Source organism: Rhodoplanes azumiensis (assembly GCF_042682915.1).
GTDB classification, from domain to species: Bacteria; Pseudomonadota; Alphaproteobacteria; order Rhizobiales; family Xanthobacteraceae; genus Rhodoplanes; species Rhodoplanes azumiensis.
The window spans coordinates 147,032-162,649 of sequence record NZ_JBHUIW010000001.1 but is presented as its reverse complement, the minus strand read 5'-3'; the positions used below and the strand labels follow the sequence as shown (position 1 = coordinate 162,649).

Here is a 15,618-nt window from a genome sequence, read left to right as displayed (position 1 = left end):
AACGCTTGTCATGCCGGCCCGCCGACCGGCGCCGTCGTCACTGGAACGCGCAGCCGGTCCGGATCCCGACCTTCTTGAACACGATAGCGGCCGGGCAGAAGCCCGTGAACGCCGCCTGCAGCATGTTGGCTCCGACGAAAACGGTGAGCAGCAGCCACCACGGGCTGACCCAGTGCGCCAGCGCGACGCTGACGAGGACCATGAGTCCGGCAAAAGCCAGAACGGCGCGATCGACCGTCATGAGGGAAACTCCTGATCTTGTTCGGCGCCGCAGGTCGCGATCGCCTGTTGCCTTCATATCGTCATTTGCATATATTCGCAACCATGAAACAACACGGTATCGAGTCCCCGACCGATCCCCTGTTCGCCGCCGGCGAGGCGTGCACGCTGCTGCGCGCGCTGGCGAGCCCGCACCGGCTGATGATGGTGTGCGCCATGCTGGACCGCGAGCGCTCGGTCGGCGAGCTCGCCGAGGCGCTCGGCATGCGCATCGCCAACGTCTCGCAGCATCTCACGCTGCTGCGCAAGGACGGCCTCGTGACGGCGCGGCGCGACGGCCAGACGGTCTGGTACGCCATCGCCAGCGAGCCCGCCCGCGAGCTCATCACCGCCCTGCACGGCATCTACTGCACCACGGCGATGGCGGGCCGGCCGCCGGACGGCCCGTCGCCGGTCGCTGCCGGCAAGCCCGTTCGCCCGACCAAGAGGATCGTTCCATGACCGTGTCCGGGACCGCCCCCGACGCCCCCCGCACCTGCCGGTTCCGTCCGCGTCCGGCCGCCGAGCCGGCGACGACCGCCAGCGAGCGCGCGCCGCTGCGCCTCGCCGATCCGGACGCGTCGCGGCTCGGTGACACGGGCGCGTCGCGCCTGGGCGACAAGGAGCGCGCGGTGGTGCGGGCCTTCGTTCTCGCGCTTCTGCTCGGCGGAGCGGCGACCTCGACCCAGGCCGGTACCCTGACCGTGGCGGCGAGCGCCGCGGCCGACGAGAAGGCCGTGTTCGCCACCGTCGAGAGCGCCAACGTCGTGCCGGCCCGCGCTCGCATCGGCGGCACCGTGGTGCGGCTCGCGGTGAAGTACGGCGACGAGGTGAAGCAGGGCCAGACCGTCGCCGTGGTCGGCGACGACAAGCTGATGCTGCAGACACGTTCGCTCGACGCCCAGATCGCCGGGCTCGAAGCCCAGGTGTCGCAGGCGACCATCGATCTCGAGCGAACCCAGAGCCTGTTCGACAAGGGCACGGTGGCGCGCTCGCGGCTCGACGAGGTGCGCACCGCCTTCAACGTCGCCGACAACGCCCTCAAGGCGCGCCGGGCCGAGCGTGCCGTGATCGAGCAGCAGCTCGCCGAGGGCACCGTGCTGGCGCCCACGGCCGGCCGGGTGCTGAAAGTGCCGGTGACGCCCGGCACCGTGATCCTGCCGGGCGAGGCGGTCGCCCAGATCGCCGAGGCGAATTTTGTCCTCCGCCTGCGGGTGCCAGAGCGCCACGCCAAGTTCCTCAAGGCCGGCGACCCGGTGCGCATCGACGGCGAGGCGCTCGGCCGCGGCGAGGCGACGTTCGGAAAAGTGCGGCTGGTCTATCCACAGATCGAGGATGGCCGCGTCGTCGCCGACGCCACCGTCGACGGGCTCGGGGACTATTTCGTCGGCGAGCGCATCCGGGTCTGGGTGTCGGCCGGCGAGCGCACCGCCGTCACGGTGCCGGCCGCCGCCGTGACCACGCGGTTCGGGATCGACTATGTGCGGCTTGCGCGCGACGGCGGCACGATCGACGTGCCGGTGCAGCGCGGTCGCACCGTGCGCCGGCCGGGCGAGCCGGACGCGGTGGAGATCCTGTCCGGGCTCGTGCCCGGCGACCGGCTGGTGACGCCGTGACCGACCGCGTACCCGCGTCCGAGACAGGTTCGGTGAATCTCGGCATCTCCGGCCGGCTGACCAAGGCGACCATCCGGTCGCCGCTGACGCCCTTGTTCCTTATCGCCTCGCTGGTCGCCGGCCTGATGGCCCTGCTCGCGATTCCGCGCGAAGAAGAGCCGCAGATCAGCGTGCCGATGGTCGACATCCGCATCAATGCCGACGGGCTCAAGGCGCCGGACGCGGTCGAGCTGGTCACCAAGCCGCTGGAGACCATCGTCAAGAGCATCGACGGGGTCGAGCACGTCTACAGCCAGACCCAGGACGACCGGGTGATGGTGACGGCGCGCTTCCTGGTCGGCACCAAGGCCGAGGACGCGATTCTTCGCGTGCACGAAAAGATCCGCGCCAACTACGACCGCATGCCGGCCGGAATTCCCGAGCCCTTGATCGTCGGTCGCGGCATCAACGACGTCGCCATCCTGGTGCTGACGCTGGCGCCCAAGCCGGCGGCGGCCGACCGCTTCACCGACAAGGATCTCTACGAGCTCGCCGACAAGCTGCGTGCCGAGCTGGTGAAGGTCGACAATGTCGGCCTGACCTACATCGCCGGCGGCAATCCGCAGCAGATCCGGGTCGAGCCCGACCCGGAGAAGCTCGCGCTCTACGGCGTGACGCTCTCGCAGCTCGTCGGCAAGGTGAAGAACGCCAACCGCTCGTTCCTGGCCGGCAGCGTGCGCGAGGCGGGCTCCATGCGCACCGTCGCGGCCGGGCAGACGCTCGCCGGTGTGCCCGACATCGGCCTGCTGCTCGTGACGACGCGCGACAACCGCCCCGTCTATGTGCGCGACCTCGCCTCGGTCGTCGTGGGCCCGAGCCCGCGCGAGGCGCGCGTGTGGATGGACACCGAGGATCCGACCGTCTCGCATCAGACCGCGGCCGAGCGCGGCTTCGTGCGGACACCCGCCGTCAGCGTCGCCTTCGCCAAGCGGGCCGGCGCCAACGCCGTCACGGTCTCGGCCGATCTGCTGAAGCGGCTCGACGGCGCCAAGGCGCGGCTGATCCCCGAGGACGTGACCGTCACGGTGACGCGCGACTACGGCGAGACGGCGAGCGCCAAGGCCGACGAGCTGTTCTTCCATCTCGGCCTCGCGACCGTGTCGATCGTCGTGCTGATCGCGCTCGCCATCGGCTGGCGCGAAGCGCTGGTGACGGCGGTGGTCATCCCGATCACCATCCTGCTGACGCTGTTCGCCGCCAACCTGATGGGCTACACGATCAACCGCGTGAGCCTGTTCGCCCTCATCTTCGCCATCGGCATCCTGGTCGATGACGCCATCGTGATGGTGGAGAACATTGCCCGCCACTGGGGCATGGGCGACGGAAGGGCGCGCGAGCGCGCCGCCGTCGAGGCGGTCGCCGAGGTCGGCAACCCGACCGTCATCGCCACGCTGACCGTGGTCGCGGCGCTGCTGCCCATGCTGTTCGTGTCGGGCCTGATGGGGCCGTACATGGCGCCGATCCCGATCAATGCCTCGGCCGCCATGCTGTTCTCGTTCTTCGTCGCGGTCGTCGTGGCGCCCTGGCTGATGCTGAAGCTGGCGCCGCGCGGACCCGTGACGGCGCATGCGCACGGTCACAACGGCGGCCGCCTCGGCGGCGTCTACCGGGCCTTCGCGACGCCGGTGGTCAAGAACCGCACCACCGCGTGGATCTTCCTCGGCGGCGTCGGGCTCGCGACGATCGCGGTGTGTGGCCTGTTCGCGACCCGCAGCGTCACCGTCAAGCTCCTGCCCTTCGACGACAAGTCCGAGCTCGCCGTGCAGGTCGACCTGATCGAGGGCGCGAGCCTCGAGGACACCGAGCGCACCCTGTTCGACATCGCGGCGGTCGCCCGCACGATCCCCGAGCTGCGCGACCTGCAGGTCTATGCCGGCACGGCGGCGCCGTTCAACTTCAACGGCCTGGTCCGCCACTCCTATTTGCGCGAGTCCCCCGAGCTCGGCGAGGTGCAGCTCAACCTCGCCCCCCGCCACGATCGCAAGCGGCCGAGCCACGCCATCGCGCTCGACCTGCGCGAGAAGCTGAAGGCCGTGACGCTGCCGAAGGGCGCTGTCATGAAGGTCACCGAGGTGCCGCCCGGCCCGCCCGTGCTGGCGACGCTCTTGGCCGAGATCTACGGCCCCGACTCCACGACCCGGCGCGCCGTCGCGCAGGAGATGAAGCGGCTGTTCGCCGAGGTGCCTTACGTGGTCGACATCGACGACTCGATCGGCATGCCGCGACCGCGCTTGCGCATCGCGCTCGATCAGGATCGGCTCGAGTTCTTCGGCGTCGAGCAGGGCGACGTCTACGACGCGCTGCAGACCCTGCTCGGCGGCACGACGGTCGGTTACTCGCATCGCGGCGAGGACAGGAACCCGATCGAGATCGCGGTGCGGCTGCCGAAGACCAAGCTCACCTGGAGCGAGGCCTTGGCGTCGACCCCGATCCCGGCCAACACGGTGCCGGGCAACAAGGCCTGGGTCGAGCTCGGCGACGTCGTGCGCGTCACCGAGGAGGCCGGTTCGCCGCTGATCTTCCGCCGCGACGGCCGCTTCGCCGACATGGTCCAGGCGGAACTGGCGGGCGCATACGAAGCGCCGATCTACGGCATGCTGGATGTAGGCAAGCGCATCGATGCGCACGACTGGAAGGGCCTGCCGAAGCCCGTCGTGCTCCTGCACGGACAGCCCGCCGACGAGAGCAAGCCGTCGCTCCTGTGGGACGGCGAGTGGGAGATCACCTATGTCACGTTCCGCGACATGGGAGCGGCGTTCGGCGCCGCGCTGGTCGGCATCTACATCCTGGTGGTCGTCCAGTTCGGCAGCTTCCGGCTGCCGCTCGTGATCCTCACGCCGATCCCGCTCACCCTGATCGGCATCGTGATCGGCCACTGGCTGCTCGGCGCCGCCTTCACGGCGACCTCGATGATCGGCTTCATCGCGCTCGCCGGCATCATCGTGCGAAACTCGATTCTGCTGGTGGACTTCATCCGGCACGGCGCCGGCGGGGGGAAGACGTTGCGCGACATACTGCTGGAGGCCGGCGCGGTGCGGTTCAAGCCGATCCTGCTCACCGCGCTCGCCGCGATGATCGGCGCCGCCACCATCCTGCTCGACCCGATCTTCCAGGGGCTCGCGATCTCGCTCCTGTTCGGCCTCGCCTCGTCGACGCTGCTCACCGTGCTGGTGATCCCGGCCATCTACGTGGTGCTGCGCGACGCCGACGCGGTGGTCGAGCCGACGGTGTGAGACGTCGAAGCGCGCTCCATAAAACAAGACCCGTCATGCCCGGCCTTGCGCCGGGCATCCACGTCCTTTTGGCCTGCCGTAAACAATAGCGTGGGTGGCCGGGACGAGCCCGGCCAAGATGAGCCGGGGATTCTGCGCGCGCTGCGAACGATCACCCGCGATCGATGACGTGGAAGAACGTGCCGGTGACGTCGCCGCGCCGCGCGCCGCTCTCGGCCACGCGATCGCCGGTCGCGTCGAAACAGTCGGCGAGCGGATCGTCCGAGCACGCGAGCGTCGTCGCGTAGTGGAACTCGTGCCCGTAGAGCGTCGCACCGGCGGCGCCGAGGATACCGTCGCTCGTCAGGACCGCGCGGCGGTAACCGAGGTGCAGCTTCCGCGTCGCGAACGACGTTTCGAGGCCGAGCAAACCCAGCATCGCGTGGCGGGCACCCTCGGCGTCGACCAGCCCCTGCCCCAGCACCATGAAGCCCCCGCACTCGCCGTGGAGTCTTGTTCCGCGCTCGGCCGCCGCCCGCATGCCCGTCTTGAATCGTCCTGCCGCCGCGAGCGTCCCGGCATGCAGCTCCGGGTAGCCGCCCGGCAGCCACACGGCATCGGCGTCCTGATAGGGCGCCTCGTCGGCGAGCGGCGAGAATGGAATAATCTCGGCACCGGCGCGACGCCACGCCTGCAGAAGATGTGGGTACATGAACGAGAACGCGGCATCGCGGGCGAGCGCGATCCGCTGGCCGGGCGGCGGGAGCGACGCCGGGTCGACATCCTCCGACGTGATCACGCCGGGGCGTGCCGCCGCGACGATCCGGTCGAGATCGAGCCGGGCCGACACCATGTCGGCGATGCGGTCGAGATGGGCGTCGAGATCGTCGCGCTCGACCGCCTGCACGAGACCGAGATGGCGCTCCGGCAAGGCGAGCCGGTCGTCGCGAAACACCGCGCCGAGGACCGGGATGCCGAGCGCCTCGATCGGCGGGGCGATCAGGGCGAGGTGGCGCACGCTCGCGACGCGGTTGAGGATCACGCCGGCGATGGTCACGTCGGCGCGGTAGCGGACGCAGCCGAGCGCGACGGCCGCCGCCGTCTCGGTCTGGCCGGCGACGTCGAGCACCAGCAGCACGGGCCAGCCGCTCAGCGCCGCGATGTCGGCCGAGGCGCCCCGCCCCGCCTGGCCGGCCGTCGCGACGCCGTCGAACAGCCCCATCACGCCCTCGACGATCGCGAGGTCGGCCCCCGGCCCGGCCTCGTTCACCAGCCGGCGCAGCAGTGCCGGCCGCATCGCCCAGCTGTCGAGATTGAGGCTGTCGCGCCCGGCCGCGGCCGTGTGCCAGGCCGGATCGATATAGTCCGGCCCGCACTTGAACGGCTGCACGACACGCCCGCGGCGGCGCAACGCCCGCATCAGCCCGAGCGCGATGGTCGTCTTGCCTGAGCCGGAGCGCGGCGCCGCGACCAGCAGGCCGGGGATGCTCATTCGCCGCGTCCGCGAAAACGGCGCTGATAGTCGACGCTGTAGAGCGCGCTCTCGCGCACCAGCTCGCCCCCGAGCGCGGCGCCGACCAGCACCAGGGCGGTGCGCTCCATCGGGCTTTCGGCCGCCTGCGCCACGATGGTGCGCAGCGTCCCGCGCAGAATGCGCTCGTCCGGCCAACTCGCGCGGAACACGATCGCGACCGGGCAATCCTCGCCGTAGAACGGCGTCAACTCGGCGACCAGCGTGTCCAGCACATGGATCGACAGGTGGATCGCGAGCGTCGCCCGCGTCGCCGCAAACGCCGCGAGGCTTTCGGTCTCCGGCATCGCCGAGGCGCGGCCGGACGTGCGGGTCAGCACGACGGACTGGGCGACCTCGGGCAATGTCAGCTCGCGCCGGAGTGCGGCGGCCGCCGCCGCGAAGGAGGGGACACCGGGCGTCACGGTGTAGGGGATGCCGAGCGCATCGAGCCGGCGCAGCTGCTCGCCGAGCGCGCTCCACACCGAGAGATCGCCCGAGTGCAGCCGCGCGACGTCCTGCCCGGCCTCGGTCGCCTTCACGAATTCTCCCGCGATCTCGTCGAGCGCCATCGGCGCCGTGTCGACGATCCGGGCGCCGGGCGGGCAGTGGTCGAGCAGCGCCTTCGGGACCAGCGAGCCGGCATAGAGGCACACCGGGCAGCGTCCGAGCAGATCACGTCCGCGCACCGTGATCAGGTCCGGCGCGCCGGGGCCGGCGCCGATGAAATGGATGGTCACGGGCCGTCTCCGATGGCGAGGGCGCAGGTCGCGCGAGCGGTCGCGACGCGCGGGCCGAGCAGCGTCGCGTTTCGTCCCGCGGCGGCGAGCGCCGCCGCCTCGGCGACCGAAGCCACACCGACCGCGGCTTCGACGCGGCCCGAGCGGGTGAGCACGCGGTCGCCGACGCGGTCGAGCTCCGCCGGCGTGCAGGCGAACAGCGGCACGCCGAGCGTCGCGGCCGCGGCCCGGACCCCTGCCTCGTCGGCCTTGAAGGCGGCCGTCGCCAGCGCGGTCAAGCTGCCGATATCGACGCCGTAGGCCTTGGTGGCGAGCTGCACGGCCTGCACGATGTCGGCGGCCGAAGTCCCCTTGCGAAATCCCACGCCGGCGACCGTCACGGCTTCCTCACCCGCCATTGGGTGACCGGCATGGCCGGCCGCCAGCCCGTCATGGTGCCGACCGGCTCGGCGCGCGCCACCTGGAGGCGCAGGAGCTCGCCGCCGTGCTGCGCATGCAGGGCGAACAGCCGCGCCTCGGTCTCCAGCGCCACGGCGTTGACGACCAGCCGCCCGCCCGGCTTCAGGGCCGACCACACCGTGTCGAACACGCCGTCGTCGGAAAAGCCGCCGCCGACGAACACGGCGTCGGGCACCGGCAGGCCGCTCAGCGCCTCCGGCGCCCGCCCCTCGACGATGCGCAGGTCCGGCGTGCCGAGCGCCGCGGCGTTGCGGGCCGCCCGCGCTGCCCGCTCGGGGCGCTCCTCGATGCCGATCGCCTTCATGGCAGGATGCCGCAGCAGCCATTCGATCGCGACCGAGCCGGCGCCGAGCCCGACGTCCCACAGAAGCTCGCCCTGGCGCGGCGCCAGCGCGGCGAGCGTCACGGCCCGGATGTCGCGCTTGGTGAGCTGGCCGTCGCTCTCGAACAGCGCGTCGTCGAGCCCCGGCGCGAGCGGCAGGACGGTCGCGTCCGGCCCGGCGATCACCTCGAGGCCGATCAGGTTGAGCGGGTCGATGGTTTCCAGATCGAAGCTGGCCGCCGGCGCGTGCCGCACGGTCTCGCGCGGCCCGCCGAGCGCCTCCAGCACATGGATCCGGCTGTCGCCCAGGCCGCGCGCCACCAGCAGATCCGCGAGCTTTCTCGGTGTCGTCTCGTCCCAGGACAGCGCGAGAATTTTCACACCCGGCTGAAGGTGGCGGATGATCGTCTCCAGCGGCCGGCCGTGCAGCGTCACCGGCGTGAGATCGGGCAGCGACCAGGCGAGCCGTGACGCCGCGAGGCTGAAGCTCGACGGCTGCGGCAGACTCAGAATCTCCTCCGGCGCGACGATCCCGGCCAGCATGCGGCCGACGCCGTAATGGAACGGGTCGCCGCTCGCCAGCACGACGACGGGGCGCCCGCGGTGCGCGACGATCTCGGGAAACGCCAGCGTCATCGGTCGCGGCCAAGCGAGCTTTCGCCCGTTGATCAGCTCGGCGGCGAGCGCCAGATGTCGGTCGCCGCCGACCACCAGGGCGGCCGAGCGCACCAGCGCCTTCGCCGCCTCGGTCAAGCCGTCGACGCCGTCCTCGCCGATGCCGACCAGCGCCAGCCAGCGGGCGGGCGCCTCGGACGACACTGTTTCGAGCGCGTGGAGACTCACCGTCGCGTCCTCGGTCTTTCGGACCCGCCGTCTCGGCGAGACGCGGCCCGGTCGGCGGACTGATACGGGCGCGCCGCGCGGGCCGTCAATGCGGGGCGCCCCGTGCCGGGTCTGCCACACATGGGGAGAAAGCACCCGCCCGAATTGACAGCCGGATTAGCCGGCCTCTACCCTGCCGGCGACGGTTCCCTCACGGGATCAAAAGGGAACACGGTGACGGCGCAGGCCGGATGCCGTGGCTGCCCCCGCAACTGTGAGCGGCGAGTCTTTCGTCATTGGTCCACTGGGGCTCTCGCACCCGGGAAGGCGACGGAAGGCGGCGACCCGCGAGCCAGGAGACCTGCCGTCAGCCGTGGTCACACGCGGAGCCGTCGGTCGGGGTGTGCCGAGGGTGGCCGAGCCGGACGTGCCTCGCACGGTCGGACCGACCTCGTCGCGGTGACGTGCCACGACCCGCCGCGAGGTGATTCTCGTGCCCGCCCGACCTCACGCGCCGCATCCCGGCGCGATCTCTCGTCGTTTGTCTCTCCCGCCCCGTCTCTCCCCGCCAGCCGAGGTGTCGCCCGGCCGCCCTCCCGTCGCCCGCCGCGCGCGACGCCCCGGCTCCGTGGTTGACACTCCCGCAATATGTAATGTTATTACATCTCATATCGCGCTTGGCCACGCATCGACGCGCAGGGCCGTGGTGGGGACCATCATGACACGGAGCTTCGGATTGTCGCCGGCCTCGCGGGGGGCCGGTCCGCGGCTGCGCACCCGCCTCGGCCATGCCTGCTGTCCGCCGGCGGCGCCGTCCTGCACGGCCGCCGAGCCCCACACCGACGCGACGCCGTCGACCTCATCCGCCCCCTGCCCGCATTATCGCTCTGCCGACGAGACCCACATACCCATCGACCCCCTCGGCCTCTACGCGGCCGGCATCGACGCCTCCGACTACGTCGCGAAGGTCGCCCCGGTCGTCCGCCGCCATGTGCCGACGATCGGCGATCTCCTCGACATCGGCGCCGGCGGCGGCCAGCTCGGCGGTGCGCTGCGCGATCCTGCCGCCGCGTGGACGGCGGTCGAACCGGCGCCCGTGATGCGCGCCCGGCTCGCCGCACTCGACGACGGCCCGGTGGTCCACGGCTGCGACTGGCAGGACGCCGCCCTGGCCCGATGCGGTTTCGACACCGTGCTGGCCGCCAACATCCCGGCCCCGATGACGACGCCGGCCGCGTTCCTCGCGCGCTGCCGCGCCTGGGCGCGTCGCACGATCGTCTGGATCGTGCCGGCCCAGCGTGGTCCGCGCGGCCTCTGCCTCGCTGCCTGCCTGCCGCCGGACTGGCACGGCGAGGACACGACGCCGGGCATCGACAAGGTGCTGGCCGGACTCGCCTCGGAAGACCGACCCGACGTGATCGACGAGGTGGCATGGACGTTCGCCCTGCCGGTCGACGATCTCGGCGCGATCGCGACCCATCTGGCCGACCGCCTCGGCTTCCCACCTGATGATCCGAGACGTCCAGCGCTGCTCGACCATCTCGACGCGCAGCTCATCCACGGGCCGGACGGGCCACGCCTCGAAGTGGAAAAAGTTTCGGCCGTGCTGGTGTGGAGGGTCGCATGACCGCGTTCGTTCGTCGCGCCGGCACGGCCGGCCTCGCCGCCCGGGTGGGCCTCGCCGGCGCCGCGCTGTCGCTCGCCATCGCCGAAACGGCACAGGCCCAGAACGTCGCCCTCGACGAGCTGGTCGTCACCGCGACCGGCCGGCCGGAGCCGCGCGAGCAGATCCCCGAGACCATCCAGGTGATCGATCAGGAGAGGATCAAGACCTCGGCCGCGCGCTCGGTGACGGATCTGCTCGCCGAGAACGCCGTCGGCTTCTTCAGCGAGTGGAGCCCGGCCCAGACCTCGATCAACATCCGCGGTGCGGCGAGCGACGGCCAGGGGCGCGACTTCAAGGGCCAGGTGCTGGTGCTGATCAACGGCCGGCGCGCCGGCACGGCCAATCTCTCCAAGCTCTCCTCCAACGACGTCGAGCGCATCGAGGTGGTGCGCGGCCCCGCCTCGGTGCTCTACGGCAGCCAGAACATCGGTGGCGTCATCAACATCATCATGAAGACCGGCCGCACCGCGCCCGGCACACTGCTCGAGGTCAGCGGCGGCTCGTTCGGCCAGCTGCGCGGCAAGGCGCAGAACGGCGGCGTCTACAAGGAGGTCGACTGGTATGTCGGACTCTCCGGCGGCAAGAGCGACAATTACCGGGTCGGCGGCGGCGCCAAAGAGCTGAACACGTCCTGGCAGCGCGCCGGCGCGTCCGGCGCCTTCGGCCTGCAGATCGATCCGAACCAGCGCCTCGACATCGCGATCCGGACCGACGGCATCTACGACGCCGGCTTCCGCGGCTCGACCGCCAACATCTTCTCGCGGGACGATCGCTGGAACCGCTCGCTCGACGTCGTTTGGGACGGCAAGGTGCCGGACGGCTGGGCGCGCTGGATGCTGCAGACCTACGCGGTGTCCGACGTCGACGTCTTCAAGTGGGCGTCGCCGACCATCGCCAGCGGCAGCACCCCGGTGAAAGGCACGTCGAGCGACCGCAACGAGCGCCATCTCGACATCGTCGGCACCCGCTTCGTGCCGCGCGTCACCCCGTGGAGCGGCAACGAGCTGATTTTCGGCCTCGACTGGGAGAACAGCTGGCTGCGCTCCGACCGCACCCGCGTCTATCTGCCCGGCAGCCCGATCGCCTCGCAGGGCCAGATCGCGCCCTACGACTACAATCAGACCGAGGCCGTGTGGGCGTTCTACACCGAGGACTCCCAGAAGCTCTTCGACGACCGCGTCGTGGTGCGCGGCGGCGTGCGCCAGACCTACGGGCAGACCTCGCTCGATCCGACCCCCAATCTCGCCGCGCAGCGCAGCCGCACCGCGGATTATCAGGCGACAACCTACTCGGCCGGCGCGACCTGGAAGATGCTGGACTGGTGGTCGTGGCGCATCGGCACCTCCACGGGCTTCCGGGCGCCGACCGCCACGGAGCTCGCGGCCGACTTCACGGCCGTCGGCGGCGGCCGCATCTTCGGTAATCCGGATCTGACGCCCGAGACGGCCGAGCAGTACGAAGTCGGCACCACCTTCATGCGGAGTGGCTGGCGGGTCGATCTGGCGCTGTTCCAGAACACCATCTCGAACCGGATCACGACCAAGTCGCGCACCGGCGTCGCCAACACGTCGGACTACATCAACAACCCGGGCGACATCGTCGTGCGCGGCATCGAGCTGCAGGCCGACGCCGACATGTTCAAGGTGCTCGACCGCGATCCCGGGACGTGGCGCTGGAGCCTGTGGGCGAACGGCGCCTACAATTTCGAGATGCGCGACGAGGGCGCGACCGCCGCGGCCGGCACCGACAAGGCGACCCGCATGTACCAGTACCAAGCGGCGGTCGGCACCCGCTTCGGCCAGACCGGCGGGCCGTGGAACGACTGGCTGGTCCAGATCACCGGCGTGTTGCGCGGGCCGATGTGGTACGCCAGCGAGGAGTATCTCCTGATCCCGGGCCAGGTGCGCAACACCACGGTCTACCGCAAGGATCCGTTCTGGGTGTGGAACTTGCGCGGCGAGATCGCCCTCTCGGCCAGCGTGAAGCTCTTCGCCACCGTCAACAACCTGTTCGACGTGAACGAGAACCCGATCTTCCTCGCGCTCGACCAGACGCCCTGCATCGCCGATCCGAAGTGGCAGAACGGCGGCTGCGGCACCTCGATGCCGGGCCGCGAGATGCTGGTCGGCCTGCAGGCGAGGTTCTGATGCGGCGGACGACGCGCCGTGAGGCGCTGAAGTTAGGCGCCTTTGCGGCTTTTGCCGCCGCGGCGGTCGTCGGCGCAGTCGGCCCGGCCGGGGTCGCCCCCGCCTCGGCCGGGTCGATCCCGCCTCCGGACGGTCCAGTCCCGACGCCGGACGGACCGATCGTGCTCGTCGATGCGTTCGGGCGAACCGTGGTGCTGCCCTGGCCGGCGCGGCGCATCGTCACGATCTTCGCCTCCAACACCGAGATGGTGGCGGCGCTCGGGCTTGCCGACCGCATCGTCGGCATCGAGGCCTACACGCGCCATCCGCCCGAGGTGCTCGACCGGCCGCTGGTCGGCGGCCGGCTCGGCTTCTCGGTCGATGCCGTGGTGGCGCAGCGCCCGGATCTCGTCGTGGTGACACCGTCGCGCCAGGCGGCGCATCAGCTCGTCGATCCGATGGAGCGGATCGGCGTGCCGATCCTGGTGCTGATGCAGCGCAGCGTCGCCGAGGTGACGGCGAACATCCGGCTGCTCGGCCGCGCCGCCGGCGTGCCCGAGACGGGCGAGACCGTCGCGACACGGCTGGAGACGCGCATCGCGCAGGTGACAGCGCGGCTCACGGACCGGCCACGCCCGCGCGTGATCATGATCACCGGACGGCTCGGCAACGGGCTCGTCCTGGTGGCGCGGCCCGGCACCTACACGGCCGACGCGGTCGCGCTCGCCGGCGGGCGCTTCGGCCTCGACGAGCGGCTGACGCTGTCGCAAGTCTCGGCCGAGGCGGTGCTGCGCGCCGACCCCGACGTGCTCCTGTTCGCCGGCCGCGCCGAAGACCTCGCCGAACTTGCCAGCCGCATTGGCTGGCGCGACATGCGGGCGGTGCGCACGGGCCGCGCCTTCACGGTGCCGCGCGCGGAGTTCCTGATCCCGGGACCGCGAACCGTGGACGGCATCGTGAGACTCGCCGCCCTGCTCCACCCGGATGCGTCGGAGCAGATACGGTGAGAAACTCTGCGAAAAGCATCTCGGCGTCATTCCGGGGCGCACCGAAGGTGCGAACCCGGAATGACCACCGATACGCTCGGCCGGTCGCATCATGAGTGCGCGCGCGATGCCGTTCGCGGGCCTCGTCGGCGCGCTGCTCGTGCTGATCGGGCTCGGCCTGTGCGCCGGCCACGACTGGGCGAGCCCTTCGGATCTGATCGCCGCCGTCACGGCGCCCGAGACGTTGCGGTCAAAGCTGCTGATCGACTGGCGCCTGCCGCGGGTGCTCGCCGCGGCGTGCTGCGGCGCCCTGCTCGGGCTCGGCGGCGCCATCTTCCAGGGCGTGTTCCGCAACCCGCTGGCGGAGCCCTATCTGCTCGGCTCGGCCGGCGGCGCCGCGCTCGGGGCGAGCGTCGCGCTGCTGGTGCCGCTCGGCCTGCCGCCGGCGCTGGTGCTCGCCGTGCTGGCGTTTCTCGGCGCCTGGGGCGCGACCGTGATCGTGATGGCGATCGCGAGGCTCGCCGGCACGGTCGACGCGGCGGGCCTCCTGCTCGCCGGCGTCGCGGTGGCGGCCGTGCTCGGCGCGCTGCGCTCGTTCCTGATGCTTGCGCTGTCCGACGACACCGTGAACCTGCAGGTGGTGCTGAGCTGGATTCTTGGGGGCGTGCAGACGCCGTCCCGGCCCGTGCTGGCCGGCCTCGCCGCGGCGACGCTCGCCTGCACGGTCGCGACACTGCCCCTCGCCCGCGGGCTCGATCTCCTCGGCCTCGGCGAGACCATGGCGGCGGGCTTCGGGCAGGACGTGCGGCGCTTCGTCGACGTCGCCGTGCTGGTCGGCGCCGCCGTGGTGGCGCTCGCGGTGGCGTTCAGCGGGCTCGTCGCCTTCGTCGGGCTCGCCGCTCCCCATGTGGCGCGCTGGCTGGTCGGGCCGATGCACCGCGCCCTCCTGCCCGCCTCGGCGCTGACCGGCGCCGCCCTGGTGACGGCGGCCGACGCGCTCGCCCGCGCCGCCCTTCCGCCCGCCGAGATTCCACTCGGCCTCGTCACGGCGCTGGCCGGCGGGCCGTTCTTCATCGTCCTGTTGGCGCGGCAGCTCCGGCGATGACGACGCTCGCGCTTCACGACGTCACGGTCGAGCGGCGCGGCGCGCGGCTCCTCGCCGGAGTGAGCCTCGCGCTGCCCGCGACCGGCGCGGTCGCCATCGTCGGCCCGAACGGCGCCGGAAAATCGACATTGCTGCGCCTGCTGGCCGGACAGGCCGAGCCGAGCAGCGGCATGGTGCGGCTCGGCGACACGCCGCTCTCGGCGCTGCGCCCGCGCGAGCGGGCGCGATCCATCGGCTACGTGCCACAGCACTTCGCGCCGCACTGGAACCTCAGCGTGACGGATCTGGTCCGGCTCGGGGCCGAGCGTGGCGGCGGCGCTGTCGCCGGGCGCAGCGTCGCAGACGTGATCGCGGCGCACAATCTCGTCACGCTTTGCGCCCGGCGCTGGTCGGCGCTGTCGGGCGGCGAGCGCGCCCGCGTGCTGCTCGCCATGGTGCTGGCCGTCGATCCGCCGATCCTGCTGGCCGACGAGCCCGGCGCCAGCCTCGACATCCGCCACCGCTTGGCTCTGGTCGAGACACTCGCGGCACGCGGCCGCGACCGCCTGTGCGTCGTCGTGATGCACGACCTCGATCTCGCCTTCCGGCACTTCGACCGGATCGTGCTGGTCGATCGCGGCCGCATCGTCGCCGACGCGACCGCCGACGCGCTGTTCGAGGATCCGCGCCTGGACGCCGCCTTCGGGGTGCGCTTCGTGCGGCTCGCGACAGAGCACGGCCGCCTGCTGCAAGCGGCCGGCGCCCCGCCGCCGTAAAT

General features: G+C 71.6%; 13 protein-coding genes and 1 riboswitch. Of the genes, 8 read left to right on the top strand and 5 right to left on the bottom strand.

Annotated elements, in window-relative coordinates; all coding sequences use genetic code 11:
- Window positions 1-37: 37 nt before the first annotated feature.
- On the bottom strand, window positions 38-241 hold the full coding sequence (locus ACFSOX_RS00735) for a YgaP family membrane protein (protein ID WP_378475881.1): 204 nt from the start codon (window positions 239-241) through the stop codon (window positions 38-40).
- Window positions 242-324: 83 nt separating this feature from the next.
- Between ACFSOX_RS00735 and ACFSOX_RS00730 the strand changes: the two genes are divergently transcribed.
- Genes ACFSOX_RS00730 through ACFSOX_RS00720 form a run of 3 tightly spaced genes read left to right on the top strand, consistent with a single transcriptional unit; the run spans window position 325 to window position 5,146 of the window.
- Entirely contained in the window at window positions 325-720 is a 396-nt protein-coding gene (locus ACFSOX_RS00730; RefSeq protein ID WP_378475880.1) for an ArsR/SmtB family transcription factor, read from the top strand.
- Window positions 717-1,874 (top strand): efflux RND transporter periplasmic adaptor subunit, encoded by a 1,158-nt coding sequence (locus ACFSOX_RS00725; RefSeq protein ID WP_378475879.1) that lies wholly within the window; start codon window positions 717-719, stop codon window positions 1,872-1,874. The genes ACFSOX_RS00730 and ACFSOX_RS00725 overlap by 4 nt, the downstream gene beginning before the upstream one ends.
- A 32-nt stretch (window positions 1,875-1,906) precedes the next feature.
- Window positions 1,907-5,146: an efflux RND transporter permease subunit gene (locus tag ACFSOX_RS00720; RefSeq protein WP_378475878.1), complete on the top strand. Its 3,240-nt coding sequence runs from the start codon at window positions 1,907-1,909 to the stop codon at window positions 5,144-5,146.
- Between the two features lie 151 nt (window positions 5,147-5,297).
- Here ACFSOX_RS00720 and ACFSOX_RS00715 read toward each other — a convergent pair whose 3' ends face one another.
- The 4 genes from ACFSOX_RS00715 to cbiE are packed head-to-tail and all read right to left on the bottom strand — an operon-like array spanning window position 5,298 to window position 8,999.
- Window positions 5,298-6,617 (bottom strand): cobyrinate a,c-diamide synthase, encoded by a 1,320-nt coding sequence (locus tag ACFSOX_RS00715; RefSeq protein WP_378475877.1) that lies wholly within the window; start codon window positions 6,615-6,617, stop codon window positions 5,298-5,300.
- Window positions 6,614-7,375, bottom strand: a complete 762-nt coding sequence (gene cobM, locus ACFSOX_RS00710; RefSeq protein WP_378475876.1) for a precorrin-4 C(11)-methyltransferase — start codon at window positions 7,373-7,375, stop codon at window positions 6,614-6,616. The genes ACFSOX_RS00715 and cobM overlap by 4 nt, the downstream gene beginning before the upstream one ends.
- Window positions 7,372-7,773, bottom strand: coding sequence for a cobalamin biosynthesis protein (locus ACFSOX_RS00705; RefSeq protein ID WP_378475875.1), 402 nt, complete (start codon window positions 7,771-7,773; stop codon window positions 7,372-7,374). The genes cobM and ACFSOX_RS00705 overlap by 4 nt, the downstream gene beginning before the upstream one ends.
- Window positions 7,752-8,999 carry a precorrin-6y C5,15-methyltransferase (decarboxylating) subunit CbiE gene (gene cbiE, locus ACFSOX_RS00700; protein ID WP_378475874.1) on the bottom strand — a complete coding sequence of 416 codons (1,248 nt, stop codon included), beginning with the start codon at window positions 8,997-8,999 and terminating at the stop codon, window positions 7,752-7,754. Before cbiE ends, ACFSOX_RS00705 begins: the two co-directional genes overlap by 22 nt.
- Before the next feature lie 165 nt (window positions 9,000-9,164).
- A riboswitch (cobalamin riboswitch) is annotated at window positions 9,165-9,361 on the top strand.
- Window positions 9,362-9,696: 335 nt separating this feature from the next.
- Between cbiE and ACFSOX_RS00695 the strand changes: the two genes are divergently transcribed.
- The 5 genes from ACFSOX_RS00695 (at window position 9,697) to ACFSOX_RS00675 (ending at window position 15,616) form a co-directional block, all read left to right on the top strand.
- Complete coding sequence (locus ACFSOX_RS00695) at window positions 9,697-10,605, top strand: methyltransferase domain-containing protein (protein ID WP_378475873.1); 909 nt, start codon at window positions 9,697-9,699, stop codon at window positions 10,603-10,605.
- Window positions 10,602-12,791, top strand: coding sequence for a TonB-dependent receptor (locus ACFSOX_RS00690; RefSeq protein ID WP_378475872.1), 2,190 nt, complete (start codon window positions 10,602-10,604; stop codon window positions 12,789-12,791). The genes ACFSOX_RS00695 and ACFSOX_RS00690 overlap by 4 nt, the downstream gene beginning before the upstream one ends.
- Before the next feature lie 161 nt (window positions 12,792-12,952).
- Window positions 12,953-13,777 carry an ABC transporter substrate-binding protein gene (locus tag ACFSOX_RS00685; RefSeq protein WP_378475871.1) on the top strand — a complete coding sequence of 275 codons (825 nt, stop codon included), beginning with the start codon at window positions 12,953-12,955 and terminating at the stop codon, window positions 13,775-13,777.
- 91 nt (window positions 13,778-13,868) lie between these two features.
- A complete protein-coding gene (locus ACFSOX_RS00680) occupies window positions 13,869-14,861 on the top strand; it encodes a FecCD family ABC transporter permease (RefSeq protein ID WP_378475870.1) in 993 nt (330 codons plus the stop codon).
- Complete coding sequence (locus ACFSOX_RS00675; RefSeq protein WP_378475869.1) at window positions 14,858-15,616, top strand: ABC transporter ATP-binding protein; 759 nt, start codon at window positions 14,858-14,860, stop codon at window positions 15,614-15,616. The genes ACFSOX_RS00680 and ACFSOX_RS00675 overlap by 4 nt, the downstream gene beginning before the upstream one ends.
- Window positions 15,617-15,618: the final 2 nt, after the last annotated feature.